The sequence below is a fragment of the Porphyromonas sp. C0041D3 genome (assembly GCF_056590575.1).
The window spans coordinates 28,652-44,179 of record NZ_JBWPWJ010000004.1 but is presented as its reverse complement, the minus strand read 5'-3'; the positions used below and the strand labels follow the sequence as shown (position 1 = coordinate 44,179).

Genomic DNA, 15,528 nt, shown 5'->3' with positions numbered 1-15,528 from the left:
TATGATGGTGGCTTCGATGGTTCAAAAGTAGGAAGAATTATCCTATTTTGCAAACCTTGCGTTACAATTACGGACGAAAATTTCACCCATTTGCGCTGGCTACCTATCATAATCAAAGACTAATCTAGCGGCTCCTCCCGCCAGACGCCGTCGGTGGAGCGTACGAGGTGGACCACCTCACCATATGCGATCTTGCGGGCAAAGGACTCATCGATCGTGTAGCCGAGGAGACGGACGAGGAAGATCCGTATCACCCCGGCATGTGTCACCAGCACCGGTGGGCGATCGTAGTCGGGGAGGTAGTCGATGAAGTCCTGCACCCGTCGAGTCATCCCGGGGTACGACTCACCAGCAGGCGGGGCGGTGTGCATGTAGTCGGCAAACCACGCCTCGCTCTCCTTTCGCTCATAGACCGACTGCCAGGGGACCAGCTCCCACTTGCCAAAGGCCAGCTCTGTGAGTCGGGCATCAATGGTGATCGTGTCAGTAAGCGTCTTAGCCAAGAGTCGGCAGCGTAGGAGCGGACTGCTGTAGACGCGCCCATAGCCGGTGCCGGCGAGGGTGGCAACGACCTTGGCAGCCTCCTCCGGGAAGGTCTTCGCCACCGAGACATCGGCTCTGCCGTAGCAGATGCCACTCGGTGTGGCAGTATGCGTATGGCGGACGAGATAGAGCTCCATCACGCCAGCCGCTCCACGGCGAGGAGGGCGATGAGACAGCCCATCTCGCACATCTGCTCCAGCGCTCCCAGCACATCCCCCGTGTAGCCTCCGATACGCGCCTTACTGAGTCGGTGGACAAAGAGGAAGAGCAGTGCATAGACCACGACCACAGCCAGAGCCTGCACCCACCCAAGCGCCAGCAGCGCCACGAGACCGGTGGCGACCCCTACCGCAATGGAGCCGTCAGAGGTGACGTAAGACTCTCGGCTGAGCTTACTATTCTCCCGCCGGGCATAGACAGAGAAGTGCATCATCAGCAGCGGCACCGATCGCGCACTGCAGCACATCACGACCATAGCCGGGATCGGACTGGTGAGTGCAGAGAGGCAGCAGACCTTGAGCAGCAGCTGCATCACCGTGCCGATCATGCCAAAGGCTCCGGCATGACTGTCCTTCATAATCTCCAGCACCCGCTCTCTGCTCGTCCCGCCACCAAATCCGTCTAAGAAGTCGGAGAACCCGTCCTCGTGGAAGGCTCCCGTCACTATAATCATCGTGGAGAGCGCCAGCACGGACGAGACAGAAGGAGGTAGCTGAAGGAGGAAAAAGGCTAGCGCATGGACCGCCGCCCCACACCCTCCGATGAGAGCCCCCACGAGGGGCATATAGCGGGCCGCCTCATGGGCCGTCTCCGCATCGAAGTGTACCTGTCCCACCGGAAGGCGGGTGTAGCACATCACCGCCGCCTTCAGGAGATTCCACTCACTCCTCAGACCCATGGCCATAGATACTATCGGGATTGTCCTCGTAGCAATTCTCCAGCTGTCGCTCGTCAAAGGAGGCCATCTCATTGAGGAAAGCGACAGCCGACTGGACGATCGGATAGGCGACCACGGCTCCGGTACCCTCACCGAGTCGCATGCCGAGTCGGAGGATCGGCTCCCCTCCGAGGTAGTCGAGCAGCAGCCGATGCCCACCCTCATCGGAGACATGACCGTAGAGAACGCACTCCTTAGTGCCGGGGGCAAGGGCCTCAGCAGCGATGACAGCCGCCGTAGCGATGAAGCCGTCGCAGAGGATGACCATCCGCAGCCGAGCCGCCTCTATCATCCCACCCACCATCATCGCTATCTCGTACCCGCCGTAGGTAGCTAGGATCTCAAGTGGTGTCTCCGGATGATGAGCCTCCACGGCACGCTTCAGCGTCTGGTACTTATGCTCCAGATGTGCATCGTCGAGGCCGGTACCCCGCCCCACAAGCCGGTCGAGCGGGATGCCGGAGTAGAGGTGAGCCAGCACAGCGGAGGAGGAGGTATTGCCGATCCCCATCTCACCGAAGCCGATCACATTGCAGTCCTTGTAGTACTCCTCCCGCACGCAGGCTGCCCCGGTCTCGAGCGCCCTCCGACACTCCTCGATCGTCATCGCCGGCTCGTAGAGGAAGTTTCGCGTCCCATACCCTACCTTCCTCGGCTCTACACCATACTCCTCAGGGAAGTCCCGATCCACACCGGCATCGATGACGCGGAGGTGGAAGTGGTACTGCCGACAGAAGACGGTGATTGCCGCATTCCCTCTCTGGAAGGTGCAACCACACTTGTAGGTGAAGTCCTTGGGTGAGAGACTCACCCGCTCATCCGCTATCCCGTGATCGCCACAGAAGAGGAGGAGTGCCGGTCGTCTCAGCTCCGGCGTAAGGGTGTCCTGGATCAGGCAGACCTGACGAGCTATCGTCTCAAGCTGTCCAAGCGAACCGATGATCTTCGATCGCGTGTCGATCTTGTGCTGTATTTCTTCTACTGTTACCATATACTACTTTAGTCTCATGGCTATACCTGAAACCATAAAGAAAGCCTCATCGGCTGATGCGGCTATATGCTGATTGACCCACCCCTGGAGGTCGACAAAGTGACGCGCACTCTCCGAGGAAGCGTGGAGCCCCATACCGAGCTCATTGGAGACGACGATGAGGGTCATCTCCCGAGCGATGAAGCGATCCCACTCCGCTGTGGCAGCCCTGAGGGTCTCGTCCATATCATAGCCATGCTCGTCGTAGAGATTAGTGAGCCAAAGGGTGACGCAGTCCATCAGCACCACCCGCCCCGTGAGGTCGTGGTCGCTCAGGCGAAGTGGCTCCTCCACCGTCGTCCACTGCTCCCCGCGGTCCCGCCGGTGGCGCTCCACCCGCCGCGCAAAGTCCTCATCCATGATCCGTGCCGTGGCGAGGTAGATCGGACGATCGGATAGAGACTCTGCCAGCGACTGCGCATAATGACTCTTACCGGAGCGAGCTCCTCCGGTAACATAGATAATCTTATGCTCCATTGATCAGAGGAAGTTCATTAAGGCGATGAGGATAAGGAGAAGCGCCATCAGCCCAGTGATCAGCCAAAACTGCTTGGAGGCGCTCCGACTCTTCCTACTCTTCCCCACGGTATAGACGCTGTCGGTCTGATCAGACGCCGGTAGATAGCCGGCCTCCCGGAGGATGCGAAGTGCTCTCTCCTCCTCCATCGCTGGGACCATGAGCGAGACGCCACCGGTCAAGCCCTGCACCCGCCCGAAGACCTGTGTCCCCGTCTCTCCGGAGACGGACACCATGATATTCTCTGACTGGAGGAGCGTCTCAGCCAGCCGTACCTCCTCGAGGTTGAGAGAGTTAAAGACCTCAACAAAGGCTTCCCCCTTATTATCCCTTTCCATAATAGTCACTCTGTCTCTTGCGTACGGAGACCATCTCCATACCCCACAAAGTTCGCTTTTTTCCCCCGCCGAGCCAAGTCTCATCGGCCGAGCAAAAAGGCACCACCCACGCCAAGAAAAAAAACTACTGCGCCCCTCGTAAGTCACTTCTGCCCCATAAAACGATCTTCCCGCAGTTGCTCCAGCCGCTTGCGGGCATAGAGGACCCTCGGGGAGGGCTTTCGTCCGGGATCACTCCGCAGCTCAAGGTACGTCTCCAGAGCCTTCATCTCGGCAGCGTCATCTCCTAGCTCCCTATACGTCAGAGACTGCCTGTATGGGATGTCCGGCAGGTCGGGGGCAAAGCGACCGAGGTCTCTGAGATGGCGGAGTGAGGAGCGATATGCCCCTCGGAGGAAATCCGTCTCTGCCATCAGGTCGTGGTAGCTCTTGAGTACCTGGATCCGCAGTGGGGTCCGCTCCATGAGGGAGTCCACCTTGGCGAGGTAGAGTGCTGACTCGGTCGGATCCTTCTGCTGTACATAAATGGTAGCGAGGTCGATCATCGGGAAGGGATTGGCCTCCTCGGAGATCTTTATTGCCTCCTTCAGCACCGGGATCGCCTGCTCGAGGGAGTCCTGCTGCATGAGCGACTGACCGTGGTAGTAGACCGTATTCATGCTCCTATCCCCGGCATGGTAGAGGGTGTCAAAGTCGGCATAGGCCTCATCGTAGTAGCCGGCACCATAACTGACTGCTGCACGACGCTGCCTCACGGGGCGGTTGTCAGGATACTCGTAGAGGAAATTATTCATCATCGTCAGACCGAGGAAACCGACTCCCTGCTGCTCATAGAGATCGGAGAGCCTGAGAATATTGACGATATTATACGGGGAGAGCTCCTTGATCTCCTCACGGACAGTGATGGCGGAGTCCGGCTGCTGCATACTCTCGTAGATCCCCGCCAGCAGTTGCTTGTCGATCACAGAGCCCTCCTCCGTCGCCAGAGGCAGGATCAGCGCCTTCGCCTCCTCGTATCGGGCAAAGGAGGTGAGGACGCGGGTCTCCTGACGGAGCATCACGGGGCTCTTGAGGCTGTCGGGGCGACTCTCCAGCAGCTCCAGAGCGCGGTAGTACAGCCCCTCATCGATCAGTCGCTGCACCTCCGACTCGGATAAGTCAGTCTGAGCCACCGCCATCAGCGGCATCGCACACAAAAGCAGCCAAAGCAGTGCCTTGCGATGGATAATGTGCCGGATCACTAAGTTCTCCATACGGTATTCCTTTTATCATAATTCTTCCCTCGGCACAAGATACAAAAAGAACCACTACCAAGTCTCTCGACTCGATAGCGGCACGATGGTGGACCCTGTAGGATTCGAACCTACGACCCTCTGTTTGTAAGACAGACGCTCTAAACCAACTGAGCTAAGGATCCGAGTGCACCCGACCGGCTCCTCTCCAGCCGAATGCTCCGCAAAGGTACGAAATTTTATGGATCTCGCAACCCCCCACCCACCCCGCCATACCGCTGAGACGACAATGGGAGAAAAGTGGTACATTAGCAGGCAGAAAGCTTTTGTATACTCGCAGAAGCACCACTTACCACTCACTTAAGACCATGAAGAAATCGCTTATCATTGCGCTCACAGTGGCGCTCCTCACCTCCCTGTCAGCCCTCTCTTACGCCTGTACCACAGCCGTCTTCTCCGGCAAGTCGACCCTGACCGGTCGCCCGATGCTTTGGAAGGTGCGGGACACCGACTTTTACCACAATTATGTCTCTCGCCATCAGTCCCCTAAGGGCTGGTGGTACATCGGCATCTCCAACGTCGAGGACAAGAAGGGCGAGCAGATCTGGAGCGGACACAACGAGCGGGGCTTCGGGATCATGAATAGCGCCTCCTTCAATGTCAATAAGGACGACCCCGCCTACATTGCCGACCGAGAGGGCTATGTGATGCGCCGAGCGCTGGAGGAGTGCGAGACACTCAAGGACTTTGAGCAGCTCCTCGATGCTATGGTCAAGCCGATGGGCCTGGCCGCACACTTTGGCGTCATCGATGCCCACGGCGGGGCTGCGATCTACGAGGTCAATAACTATACATGGACGAAGGAGGATGCCAATACTGCACCCGGGGGATACATCGTCCGCTCCAATTACTCTGAGACCGGTGAGCAGGACCGCGGCCTTGGCTACGTGCGTGCCTGCTCAGCGAGAGAGCTGCTCTCCGAGCTGGATGGTCCGGTGACGATCGACTACATCACCAATACTCTCTCCCGCTCCCTCTACAACTCTCAGCTGGGGATCGATTATGGGACCGAGTATCTGAGGCACGATGGCTTCGCCAAGGGCTTCATCCTCACCGATGACCTGATGGCACGCTACGACTCCGCCTCCGTCACGATCACTGAGGGTGTCTCTCCGGGTGAGGACCCGACCGATGCCACCTCCTGGATACAGGTGGGGCAGCCCTACATCTGCCCGCTGGTGCCGGTATGGGCTTGGGCGGAAGTGCCCGCTGAGCTTGCCCTCCCTCAGGAGGAGGACCCAATGGGCACGGTAGCTGAGCTGGTGCTAGAGATCAAGAAGGAGCTCTTCCCACTCCATACCGTGGAGCAGACCCGCTATCTCTACCTCCCGGTGATCATCAATAAGCAGGGCACCGGGCTGATGCAGCGCATACAGTCTCTCGAGCAAGAGGCACTCCCCGCCATCCGCACCACCGAGAGCCCGGAGGAGCGCGAGAGGCTCACCGGAGCCTACTTGGAGCGCTGCACCGCCCTACTCCGCTCGACACTCGAGGCAAATCCCGCGCCTAAGACGAGTAGGTAACGATTCGCTCACAAGTGGAGCAAGTGCTTTTGTCAAGGGGCTGGCAAGAGACCTTCAATAGCTCTTTTTGGGGGCTCAAAGATAGGCAAAACAATAAGCAAGTGGGGCTGTTTACCCCAAGATAAAGAAATCCAGCGCCGAATGCCTATGGTCAGAAAGTTTTTTATTACTATCTTTGACCCGTCAAGGGAAATCTTAAAATTATCATGACGGCAGAAGAATTCAAGAATAGGTTTAACTCCTCAACGAAGAGCCTTCGCTACAAGCGGAGGATCATAGAGCACATCATCGACGAAGGACCGGACACCCTCCCCTCACTCTCCAAGAAGCTGGAGCTGAGCGTACCGACGACGAGCAAGTATGTCAATGAGATGATCGATGGAGGTCTCATGCGTAGCTACGGCAAGCTGGAGACCTCCGGCGGGCGGCATCCTTACCTCTTTGGGCTTGACCCCTCCAATGTCTACTTCCTCGGGGTGGACTTCACCCAGGGGAAGATGCATATGATGATGATGGACTTCTGCGGCGATCAGGTGCAGGAGGTGATGGACATTCCCTTTAAGTTTGAAAACACGCCCGAGTGTCTCGATGAGATCTGCCACAGGATCGATCACTACATCGATCACGAGTGTACGGTAAAGCGACAGAATGTCGTCTCCATCGGGCTCAATCTCTTTGGGCGCATCAATCCTGAGACCGGATGCAGCTATACCTACTTCAATTTCAGCGAGAGACCTCTCGGTGAACTCCTGACGGAGCACTTCTGCATCCCCGTCTGGGTCGACAACGACTCACGTGCCTGCGCTTACGGAGAGTATATGACCCATATCCGCGAGGAGGGACGAAACATACTCTTCATCAATGTCACCTGGGGTCTCGGTCTCGGTATCATCATCGACGGCAAGCCCTACGCCGGCAAGTCCGGCTTCAGTGGTGAGTTGGGGCACATCCACGCTTTTGAGAACGAAGTGCTGTGCCACTGCGGGAAGAAGGGCTGTCTCGAGACCGAGGCGAGTGGTAGCGCAATGTACCGCAAGTTTCAGGAGCGTATCGCTCAGGGAGACACCTCCACGCTCACCGCACCAGATGGCCCCTTCGGCATCACCAATCCCGAGGACGTCACGCTCGACCAGCTGATCGATGCGACCCAGAGGGAGGACATCCTCTGCATCGACATCCTCGAGGAGATCGGTAATAACCTCGGTATGCACATCGCCGGGCTGATCAACCTCTACAATCCCGACTTCGTCATCATCGGTGGACAGCTCGCCAATACGGGAGACTACTTCATGCAGCCGCTCAAGACAGCGATCCGCAAGTACTCGCTCAATATGGTGAGCCAGGACACCAAGCTGCGACGCTCACTACTGATGCGCTACGCCGGTGTCGTGGGTGCCTGTATGCTGGCGCGCAAGAAGTCGGTCGAGCACCTCACGGACACGGAGGAGGAAGAGGAGGCTTAAGTCACCACGCCACCCGCTCAGGGTGGCACATACAGCGAGACGAATAGTCTCTGCGAGAAGGAGGGAGAGCCACCCAAGCGGGCTCTTCCTCCTCTCTTTTTATCCGATTCACACCTCCACCGGGTGTGGGAGAAATCCTTTACCGATATTAGTGTGATCTAATATCGGTATTAGTGTTTTCTTTTATCGGTATTAGTGCAAGCTATACTCCTCAGCCGATGAAGCCGGTTTTTCACACTGTTTGTTTACGGCTATAGTATCTGACAACCATCGCCTTACAAGGTATGGCACAAAACTTATGGTGCGAGAGGATCAAGAGGGTGCGGGGGTAGACTTTTAGATATTCTTAGAAAAGGGGTAATTTTACCCTCCAAGAATAAGACTATGAGCAAGCTGACGCAATACATCGAGCTGACACTGGGAGAGCAGAGCAAGTTTGCCCTCCCGGGGCTGGGGACGTTCCGGATCGATCGTCTGCCGGCGCGCCTCGATAGGGCCAAGGGACTGATTTATCCACCGACGAAGCAGGTTCGCTTCAATCCCGGCAACGCAACCGATGACGGCATCCTCCGCCGTCGTTATCTGTCCGGGGAAGGCACCCCTGAGGAGCAGGCACAGGTCGCCGGCGAACGTCTGCGCGCCGACATCGAGGAGGTAGCCAAGGTGCTCGAGACAGGTGCTCCGGTGACCATCGGTCATCTGGGGATGCTGATCCGCGATCCGTGGCAGAGTGGTAAGATCACCTTCCGCAGCGATGGGGGCGCCCGAGGATTTGACTTGCCGGCCGTCACGCTTATGCTGAGAGATGGAGCAGGCACTGAGGGGATGGAGCAGGAGATCCGATCCACCTCGCGAGAGCCGGGGACCCAGGAGAGCTATCCGGCTGAGCCTGCCGAGGGAGCCTCTATCGCAGCGGCTCCATTCACGGTCACTTCGCCCGATCCTGACACAGAGGCAAGCTATTCGGCTGAGCCAGTCAAGGAGACCTCCATACCGGAGGCACAGACTCCGATGCCACCGGCTGAGCCTACTCCGGAGCCGGTCGCTGAGCCCCCTTTGATACCCACCCCATCCCATCCGACCAGCGAGACTACCCCGCAGCACGAGCGACCGAGAGAGAGCAAGAGCAAGGCGCTGCAGATCATCATAGGTTGCCTCATAGGGCTGGTGGTCCTTGGCGGGATCATTTTCCTCATCACCCGAGGAGGCAAGCCCGCCCAACAGCCTCTGCCTACGCCTGCACCCACGACACAGGAAGCCCCTGTAGTCAAGCCACAAGAGCCTGTTGCCAAGACCGTTACGCCGCAGCAAGAGACCTATAAGGGACTCCCGATCTATCGGCAGGGGGTGATCACCCCTCGGCACTACATCATCATCGCCAGCCTGATGACTGACAAGGAGATGGAGACTTACCTCAAGTCACACAAGATCCTCGAGACCTTCCCCGATGCAGGCATCCTGATGATGCGCAACGGGCAACGGAGGATCTTCTCCCACGTACTCAAGGACTCTGACCGTGCACTGGAGCAGATGAGGGAGGTACGGAAGGAGAGGGAGTATAGCCAGTCCTGGATCTATCTTGATAAATAACTACTGCGTATGAATAGGCAAGTATTAGCGACGATCGCCGTGATACTGGGTCTCCTCGGAGCGCTCTATTACATCTACGAGATGGTGACGGGGCCTGCACCATGGCACGACCACGTGTATATGGTGGCACTCTTTGCACTGATCTCCGTATTCAGCTATCCCAACGCCTGCTATGGTTCCTTCAACGAGGTTCACTCCATCTACCTGCTTGACCGGGCGTGGCGCGAAGCAGCAGCCGGCTACATCGTCATCGGGGTGCTATTAGTGGTGAGTCTCATCCTCCACTGCACCCAGTCACTCGACTACCTCCGGGAAGAGCTGGGCTCGCTCATCGTCCTCGCCGCCTTTGCCGGCAGCACCTACTACCGCTACCGCAAGCAGCACAAGCGCCTCCGGTAGGTTGTTAAAAAAAAAAGAGAGCCCCCCGCAAGTTTCGTGCTTGTGGGGGGCTCTCTTTTTATCCCCTAAGGTCAGAGGTAGCGTCCCTTACTCGGATCGTGATCCGGTGTTTCGCCAAAGGGCGCACACCAGAGGTCATCCAGTGCCTCCTGCTCCGAGATGCCGGCGGCGTCGCTCAGCTTCTCGACGAGGAGCTTCTCATCAGGTTTCAGCTTGGAGAGGTCGTGGGTATTCGTCTCGATATACTCGCCGGTATTGGCAAAGACGATGAAGGGGATCCCCTTCAGATTAATATCCACCACATCTGTAGCTCGCTGCTTGGACGTCATCCCGTAGAAGGGCGACGGGCGACCACCGACACCGCTAAACTTGCTGGACCTCGCATGGAGGAGTGTCAGTTGTAGCTCAAAGTGGCTCTCTGTCACGGAGAACTCCATAAAGCCCTTCAGCCCAATCGGATTGGAGATCCCGGTATACTTTGCCCCGTCGTATAGTGTCTTGTCCCATGGGTCGGTGTCGAAGTAGTAGTAGTACATATAGCGATAGTCACCATCGGCAAACTTCATAGCCGGGTCGCCAAACTTTGTGGGGCGAATATTGCGGGCGGTGAAGAAGAACTGGTGTCGCTTGTCCTCGCCGTTGGTGGCAAATTGCCCCGTGATCTCCTTCCCCTCCTTGTTGTACATCTTGATAAGGAGGCCATACTGGCGATCGGAGAGACCGGCATCTCTCCCGGCGATGAAGGTCCCGTCCGTCCAGTCTCTCTTGGCGGGATCGATGATGGAGGAGAGGTCGGGACTCTTCGCCCCTTCCTTGCCACCATAAACGATGAAGCGGTCGACGCCCTTGGGCGAGACTTGCCATCCATTGCCGGGGACCTCCTCGAGGATCATCACTTGCTCCCGTGTCAGGTACTTCACGCCCTTCTCCTGAGCTGTGGCGTGCACCTTATTGCCGTGGAAGTGGCAGTCAAAGAGGATCAGCTCGATCTTCTTCGGGTCATCGTGGTTCTTATTCTGTACCTCGTCGACCGGAGTACTGGGCTTGCAGGCTGCGAGACCAAGGGTCAGGAGTAGCAGGGCTATGAGCGTAGTGTAGATAGTTTTCTTCATGATATTAAAAGTGATAGGTCACGGCCAGTCGCACGTCCCTACCGAGATCGTGCGCATAGTACCGTGAGAGATTGGTGTATTCTTTATATTCCGTATTCAGCAGATTGGAGACGGAGAGCGCGATGCTGAGCGACTGCTCTCCGGTGAGTGGGATCATCGTACCCGCCTCGAGTCCGAGGAGATGGTAGGCCGGCGGAGCGTACGGGATCAGATCCTGCTCGGGATCGAAGCGCCGTTGCTTAGCCACATACTTATGCGACAGCCCGATCGTGGTCTCCCTCCAGAGGGGGAGCTTCACATCAAGCGTCTGAGTGAGGCGAAATGGGGGTATGAAGGGGAGATACCGACCGGTGGAGCGCTCGTTGCCGAGTACGACGCCCCCCAGTACACGGTACGAGATCCTGTCGGTGACCGACCAGCGGACCTCCGCATCCACCCCGCGGAGAAAGGCGGAGGTACTGCGGTAGCGGAAGAGGGGATAGGAGCCACTGAGGACCGAGAAAAAGTCTCCCGTCGGAGCCTTGTAGATATACCCACCAATCCACTGCAGGTACCCCTCAACCGATGCTCTAAGGGCGCTTGAGGAGTAGTCGATGGCGGCAATCCACTTTAGTGCCCTCTCGCTGCCCATGGTATCGTCCCCCTTGAGATACAGTCCTCCGGCGGCATCCAGTCCCTCGCTCCAGAGCTCCGCCACGTGGGGCGCCCGCCAGGCGCTACCGAGCTGCGTCGTCAGAGCGAGGGAGGGGAGGAGGTGATAGTGTGCCGCCGCCATGGCAGTGAGATTGAGATACCGCCGCTCGCCCCCATAGGGTCGCGAGTAGAGGTCGATGCCCTGGGCATTGAGGTACAGGGCGTCGATCCGTCCGCCCGCCTCGAGAGCCAGCCGCTCGGTCTGGTACTTCTGCACCCCGTAGAGCCCGCCGGAGAGGTGGACGTAATTGGGTATCAGGGGGACCACTCCCGTACCGGGCTGACTATAGTTATTGCTGTAGGTGACCCCGCTCCCCACCTCGCTCGACCAAGGACCATAGCTTTTTGACCAGGTGAGGTCGCCCTGGGCATTGTCAAGCGTCAGGCTGACGCTCGGGATGGAGGAGCGGTCCATACGGCGGAAGTGGTACTCCCGCTGACGGTCACGCTGGTAGGCGAGACATAGGGCAAGGGTCCCCAAGCGGTCACTGCGATACTCGCCCCGGAGGCGGAGGTTGTGATGGATAGATCGGTGGCGGGGAAAGGCTATGGAGCGTGAGAAAGGGGACGTCTCCACCGGTCGCCCAAGCTTGATCCGCTCCCGCAGGAGATCCTCGCTGCCAAGCTGCGCACCGAAGCAGATCCCCTCATCGTGGTCGCTCAGGTTGTAGAAGAGCTCCACGAGCCCCCTCTCCCCTCTCCACCCGAGACTGAGGTCGAGGTCTCCCGACCGAGCGCCGGTATTATTAAGGAGGTACTTGGCGGTTGAGCGGTCCCCGGCGGTGGCATAGGCGGCCTGGATGCGGTAGGCGACAGAGGACAAGGGGCTGCCGGCAAGGGCGAAGTCGGCACCGAGGCTACGACCATTGGATCCATACTCTGTGCCTATGCGCCCGGAAGTCTGCTCACCATAGGGCAGCAGCGGGCTGTCGATGATGATCACCCCACCGAGGGCATCGCTGCCGTAGCGAACCGACTCCGCCCCCTTGAGGACGGTGATCATGCCAGCATGCCCTGCGTGGAGCCGGGTGCCGAAGTCGACATTCCACTGCTGCGCCTCCTGACGCACGCCGTTTCGGATGATCAGGATCCTATTCCCCGAGAGACCGTGGATCACCGGCACCCCCTCGCCACTGCCGGTACTGATGCTGCTCACCCCCTTGACCATCGTCAGCGCATCGGTCAGGTCTTGTCGGATCGTCCGGTGGAGGTCGTCGGAGGTGATCACATCCCCCACCATCGTCCGCGCCTTGGGTGTCCGCTGTGCCACCACCTCAACAGCGTCCAGCACTTCGCGAGCGGGACGCATATAAATAGTGGTATCCCTCAGACTCTCCACCGGGATTGAGAAGGGCTCATAGCCGACGAAGCTGCCGACGAGCCGATCCCCTCCTTGCCCGGCAACCGTTGGGACAAGCGCAAGACCGGCGCCATCAGTGAGACAGGTGTGACGACCCAGCCGGAGGATCACGCCCGGCAGGGGCTGTTTGTCCTCAGCATCGAGGACCGTGACCCGCCACGACTGAGCCGCCGCCGACAGGGTCAGTAGCGTGAGCAGTGTCCCCAAGAGGGTACACCTCACGCCGTCATATGGTATGTGTGTCATTTGATTTCTCTCTATAGTACAACAGAGCCGACCGCTCAGGAGAGCGACCGACGACAGGCGTTACTATAGAGAGAAGGGAGGGGCACGAAGGGACGGAAGGTCAAGCGAGACAGAGTGTAGCACCGGAGTCGGAGCCACGGAGAGCTCTACACCGGGCATCCGAGGTCCAGTGACCTCAGGAGTCCCCTCGCCCTCGTCAAAAGTCTCGGAGAGGAAGTGGAGGAAGAGACAGCCGGTGGCACTCGTCGCCGAGGTGTCGCAGAGACCACTGACGTGATCAACCGACGAGAGGTGGACCGGAAGCGTCACCGCTACCGAGCCAAAGACAGCCAGCATCACGCTGGCCAGCACCCTTATAAGCTGTTCCCTCTTCATATCTTTGGCAAAGGTACGAAAAAAGGCAAGTAGAGTGCGACAATATCACATGGGTTGACAGGCAGAGACGCATTTGAGTAGCACAGAAGTCCACCAACTCATTATGAAGGGTGGGGAACGAAGCACCCCTTGCGGGTGCCCGTTTCCTAGCCACGAGGTCGAGGGGCGTGGCCCCGAAGACCCGTGGACCGGGCATCGCAAGTGATCGCGACCCCGCCAGGGTGTCGCACCGGTTGCCTGACTCCCTGGTAAGTGCGACACCCTGGCGGGGTCGTATATCTTTCCCGAGCTCTTCTTTCCCGAAGTCTTCGGGGCTGCGCCCCTCGACATTCGGGCTAAAGACCGGTGATCCCTCCGGGGCTTCGCCCCTGCGGGATCGGCAGGCGTGTGCATTAGGAGAGGAATCTTCAACTGCAGATCTCTTCTGCATAGCGGTAAAAATCAAATGCGTCAGTCCTGAGCCCAAAAGTCGCTTTGCTCTCAATTTCCGAGGAAATGAGTAACTTTAGGTCGCAATCACAGAAGGGTTTACAAAAGATTATCATGAAAAAAGTAACATCATCACTCCTACTCCTTATGCTTCCGCTGCTTGTCGGGCTTTCCGGGTGTCTCCCCAAGCTCGACGAGACGGAGGAGGTCATCACGTGGGATCACTTTGCGACCGGCTTCATCGAGAAACCGACCTTTACAGCGGGGCAGGACTACGGCACGGGACTCCTCTATATCCTAAGCGCCAAGGAGGTGACGGGACAAAAAGTGAGGACCTTCAAGGACTGTGTCACGATCCTTGACGAGTCGCAGCGTCCTCGCGTTGCTAAGTATGCTGAGTCTTTCGGAGACAAGCTGGACAAGCCCTTTACCTACAAGGGACTGGTCCGTAACGGAGGAGCACCCGTACCGCTTCACTTCTACTATGCCACGCCGGTCTCCTCGATCGTCATCACCAGCGACATCGCCTGGAGCAAGAGCCTGCCGGCAGGGAGCGACTTGGCGAGCGAATTTGCCTACTTCACCGGCTGCTCCGACCTCTTTGCGAAGGAGCACAAGAAGTACTCCCCCAAGGAGCCACCCTCAGACTTTCCGATCCAGAACGCCGCTTACAACGAGATCCTCCAGCGAAACTTTGCCAATCAGAGTAGCGTCACCGAGATGCTCTACGGCAAGCTGAGCGACCTTAACCTGACAGGTCTGGACTACGTCGGCATCTCTACGGTCTTTATGATCCTGGGGACGGACAATGCCGAGTACCGCAAGCCCCAGACGCTGACCGTGAAGATGACCTTCCGCGACGGACAGACCGCCACCTCGGAATTGAAGCTCAATCAGTACGGCCGTGGCCCGTGGATGTGAGGACCGGTAGCAGCGGAGCTATGTGCCGGGGACTTGGTATCTTTGCGCTATGAGAGTCGATATACTGACCGTACTGCCGGAGATGATCGAGCCCTTCATCGGCATGTCGATGCTTAAGAGGGCTCAGGAAAAGGGTCTCGCTGAGATCTTTGTCCATAACCTCCGTGACTATACCTCCAATAAGTGGCGCCGCGTGGATGACTATCCCTTCGGCGGTGCCGCCGGTATGGTGATGCAGATAGAGCCGGTGGAGCGCGCCATTGAGACGCTTCGGGCTGAGCGGACCTACGATGAGGTGATCTTCACCTCACCAGATGGGGATCTGCTCGACCAGCCGACTGCCAATAGCCTCTCCCTCAAGGAGAATATCATCATCCTCTGCGGGCACTACAAGGGCATCGACCAGCGCATCCGCGACCACCTGATCACCCGCGAGATCAGCATCGGTGACTACGTCCTCACCGGAGGAGAGCTCCCCGCTGCCGTGATCGCTGACTCGATCATCCGCCTGATCCCGGGGGTGCTGGGCGACGAGGAGAGCGCACTCTCCGACTCCTTCCAGGACAACCTCCTCGCCCCGCCCATCTATACCCGTCCCGCCGACTGGCATGGGTGGAGGGTACCCGATGTACTTCTCTCCGGCAATGAGCGTCTCATACGCGAGTGGGAGTACGACCGGGCGGTAGAGCGGACGAAGCGGCTTCGCCCACAGCTCCTCGAAGGGGAAGGGTCCTCTCACAAGAATTAGTGCAATCACACA

General features: G+C 58.2%; 15 protein-coding genes and 1 tRNA gene. 6 read left to right on the top strand and 10 right to left on the bottom strand.

The window, feature by feature from the left end:
- Positions 1-119: 119 nt before the first annotated feature.
- The 7 genes from cobC to AC1EKE_RS03950 form a co-directional block, all read right to left on the bottom strand.
- Positions 120-680, bottom strand: a complete 561-nt coding sequence (gene cobC, locus AC1EKE_RS03980) for an alpha-ribazole phosphatase family protein (protein ID WP_480308306.1) — start codon at positions 678-680, stop codon at positions 120-122.
- Positions 680-1,447 (bottom strand): adenosylcobinamide-GDP ribazoletransferase, encoded by a 768-nt coding sequence (gene cobS, locus AC1EKE_RS03975; RefSeq protein WP_480308305.1) that lies wholly within the window; start codon positions 1,445-1,447, stop codon positions 680-682. Before cobS ends, cobC begins: the two co-directional genes overlap by 1 nt.
- Positions 1,425-2,471, bottom strand: coding sequence for a nicotinate-nucleotide--dimethylbenzimidazole phosphoribosyltransferase (gene cobT, locus AC1EKE_RS03970; RefSeq protein ID WP_480308304.1), 1,047 nt, complete (start codon positions 2,469-2,471; stop codon positions 1,425-1,427). Before cobT ends, cobS begins: the two co-directional genes overlap by 23 nt.
- A 3-nt stretch (positions 2,472-2,474) precedes the next feature.
- Complete coding sequence (locus AC1EKE_RS03965; protein ID WP_480308303.1) at positions 2,475-2,987, bottom strand: bifunctional adenosylcobinamide kinase/adenosylcobinamide-phosphate guanylyltransferase; 513 nt, start codon at positions 2,985-2,987, stop codon at positions 2,475-2,477.
- A 3-nt stretch (positions 2,988-2,990) separates the two neighbouring features.
- Complete coding sequence (locus AC1EKE_RS03960; RefSeq protein ID WP_296162792.1) at positions 2,991-3,365, bottom strand: putative signal transducing protein; 375 nt, start codon at positions 3,363-3,365, stop codon at positions 2,991-2,993.
- A gap of 143 nt (positions 3,366-3,508) precedes the next feature.
- Positions 3,509-4,618 carry a tetratricopeptide repeat protein gene (locus AC1EKE_RS03955; protein WP_480308302.1) on the bottom strand — a complete coding sequence of 370 codons (1,110 nt, stop codon included), beginning with the start codon at positions 4,616-4,618 and terminating at the stop codon, positions 3,509-3,511.
- Positions 4,619-4,704: 86 nt separating this feature from the next.
- Positions 4,705-4,782: transfer RNA gene (locus tag AC1EKE_RS03950), tRNA-Val, on the bottom strand.
- A 183-nt stretch (positions 4,783-4,965) separates the two neighbouring features.
- Here AC1EKE_RS03950 and AC1EKE_RS03945 point away from each other — a divergent pair.
- From AC1EKE_RS03945 to AC1EKE_RS03930, 4 genes are all read left to right on the top strand, one after another.
- Complete coding sequence (locus AC1EKE_RS03945) at positions 4,966-6,180, top strand: C45 family peptidase (protein WP_480308301.1); 1,215 nt, start codon at positions 4,966-4,968, stop codon at positions 6,178-6,180.
- Positions 6,181-6,386: 206 nt separating this feature from the next.
- The gene (locus AC1EKE_RS03940; protein WP_296164775.1) at positions 6,387-7,643 is read left to right on the top strand and encodes an ROK family protein; all 1,257 of its coding nucleotides are present in this window, start codon (positions 6,387-6,389) and stop codon (positions 7,641-7,643) included.
- 384 nt (positions 7,644-8,027) lie between these two features.
- Entirely contained in the window at positions 8,028-9,233 is a 1,206-nt protein-coding gene (locus AC1EKE_RS03935; protein ID WP_480308300.1) for an HU domain-containing protein, read from the top strand.
- A 9-nt stretch (positions 9,234-9,242) separates the two neighbouring features.
- Positions 9,243-9,632, top strand: coding sequence for a hypothetical protein (locus AC1EKE_RS03930; RefSeq protein WP_480308298.1), 390 nt, complete (start codon positions 9,243-9,245; stop codon positions 9,630-9,632).
- 71 nt (positions 9,633-9,703) lie between these two features.
- Here AC1EKE_RS03930 and AC1EKE_RS03925 read toward each other — a convergent pair whose 3' ends face one another.
- The 3 genes from AC1EKE_RS03925 to AC1EKE_RS03915 all read right to left on the bottom strand — a co-directional run bounded on the left by AC1EKE_RS03925 (position 9,704) and on the right by AC1EKE_RS03915 (position 13,418).
- On the bottom strand, positions 9,704-10,744 hold the full coding sequence (locus AC1EKE_RS03925; protein ID WP_480308297.1) for a hypothetical protein: 1,041 nt from the start codon (positions 10,742-10,744) through the stop codon (positions 9,704-9,706).
- A 4-nt stretch (positions 10,745-10,748) separates the two neighbouring features.
- A complete protein-coding gene (locus AC1EKE_RS03920) occupies positions 10,749-13,043 on the bottom strand; it encodes a TonB-dependent receptor (RefSeq protein ID WP_480308296.1) in 2,295 nt (764 codons plus the stop codon).
- Positions 13,044-13,106: 63 nt separating this feature from the next.
- The gene (locus tag AC1EKE_RS03915; protein WP_480308295.1) at positions 13,107-13,418 is read right to left on the bottom strand and encodes a hypothetical protein; all 312 of its coding nucleotides are present in this window, start codon (positions 13,416-13,418) and stop codon (positions 13,107-13,109) included.
- Positions 13,419-13,961: 543 nt separating this feature from the next.
- Here AC1EKE_RS03915 and AC1EKE_RS03910 point away from each other — a divergent pair.
- Complete coding sequence (locus tag AC1EKE_RS03910) at positions 13,962-14,768, top strand: hypothetical protein (protein WP_297127653.1); 807 nt, start codon at positions 13,962-13,964, stop codon at positions 14,766-14,768.
- Between the two features lie 49 nt (positions 14,769-14,817).
- A complete protein-coding gene (gene trmD / locus AC1EKE_RS03905) occupies positions 14,818-15,516 on the top strand; it encodes a tRNA (guanosine(37)-N1)-methyltransferase TrmD (protein ID WP_297127655.1) in 699 nt (232 codons plus the stop codon).
- The last annotated feature ends 12 nt before the right edge of the window (positions 15,517-15,528 follow it).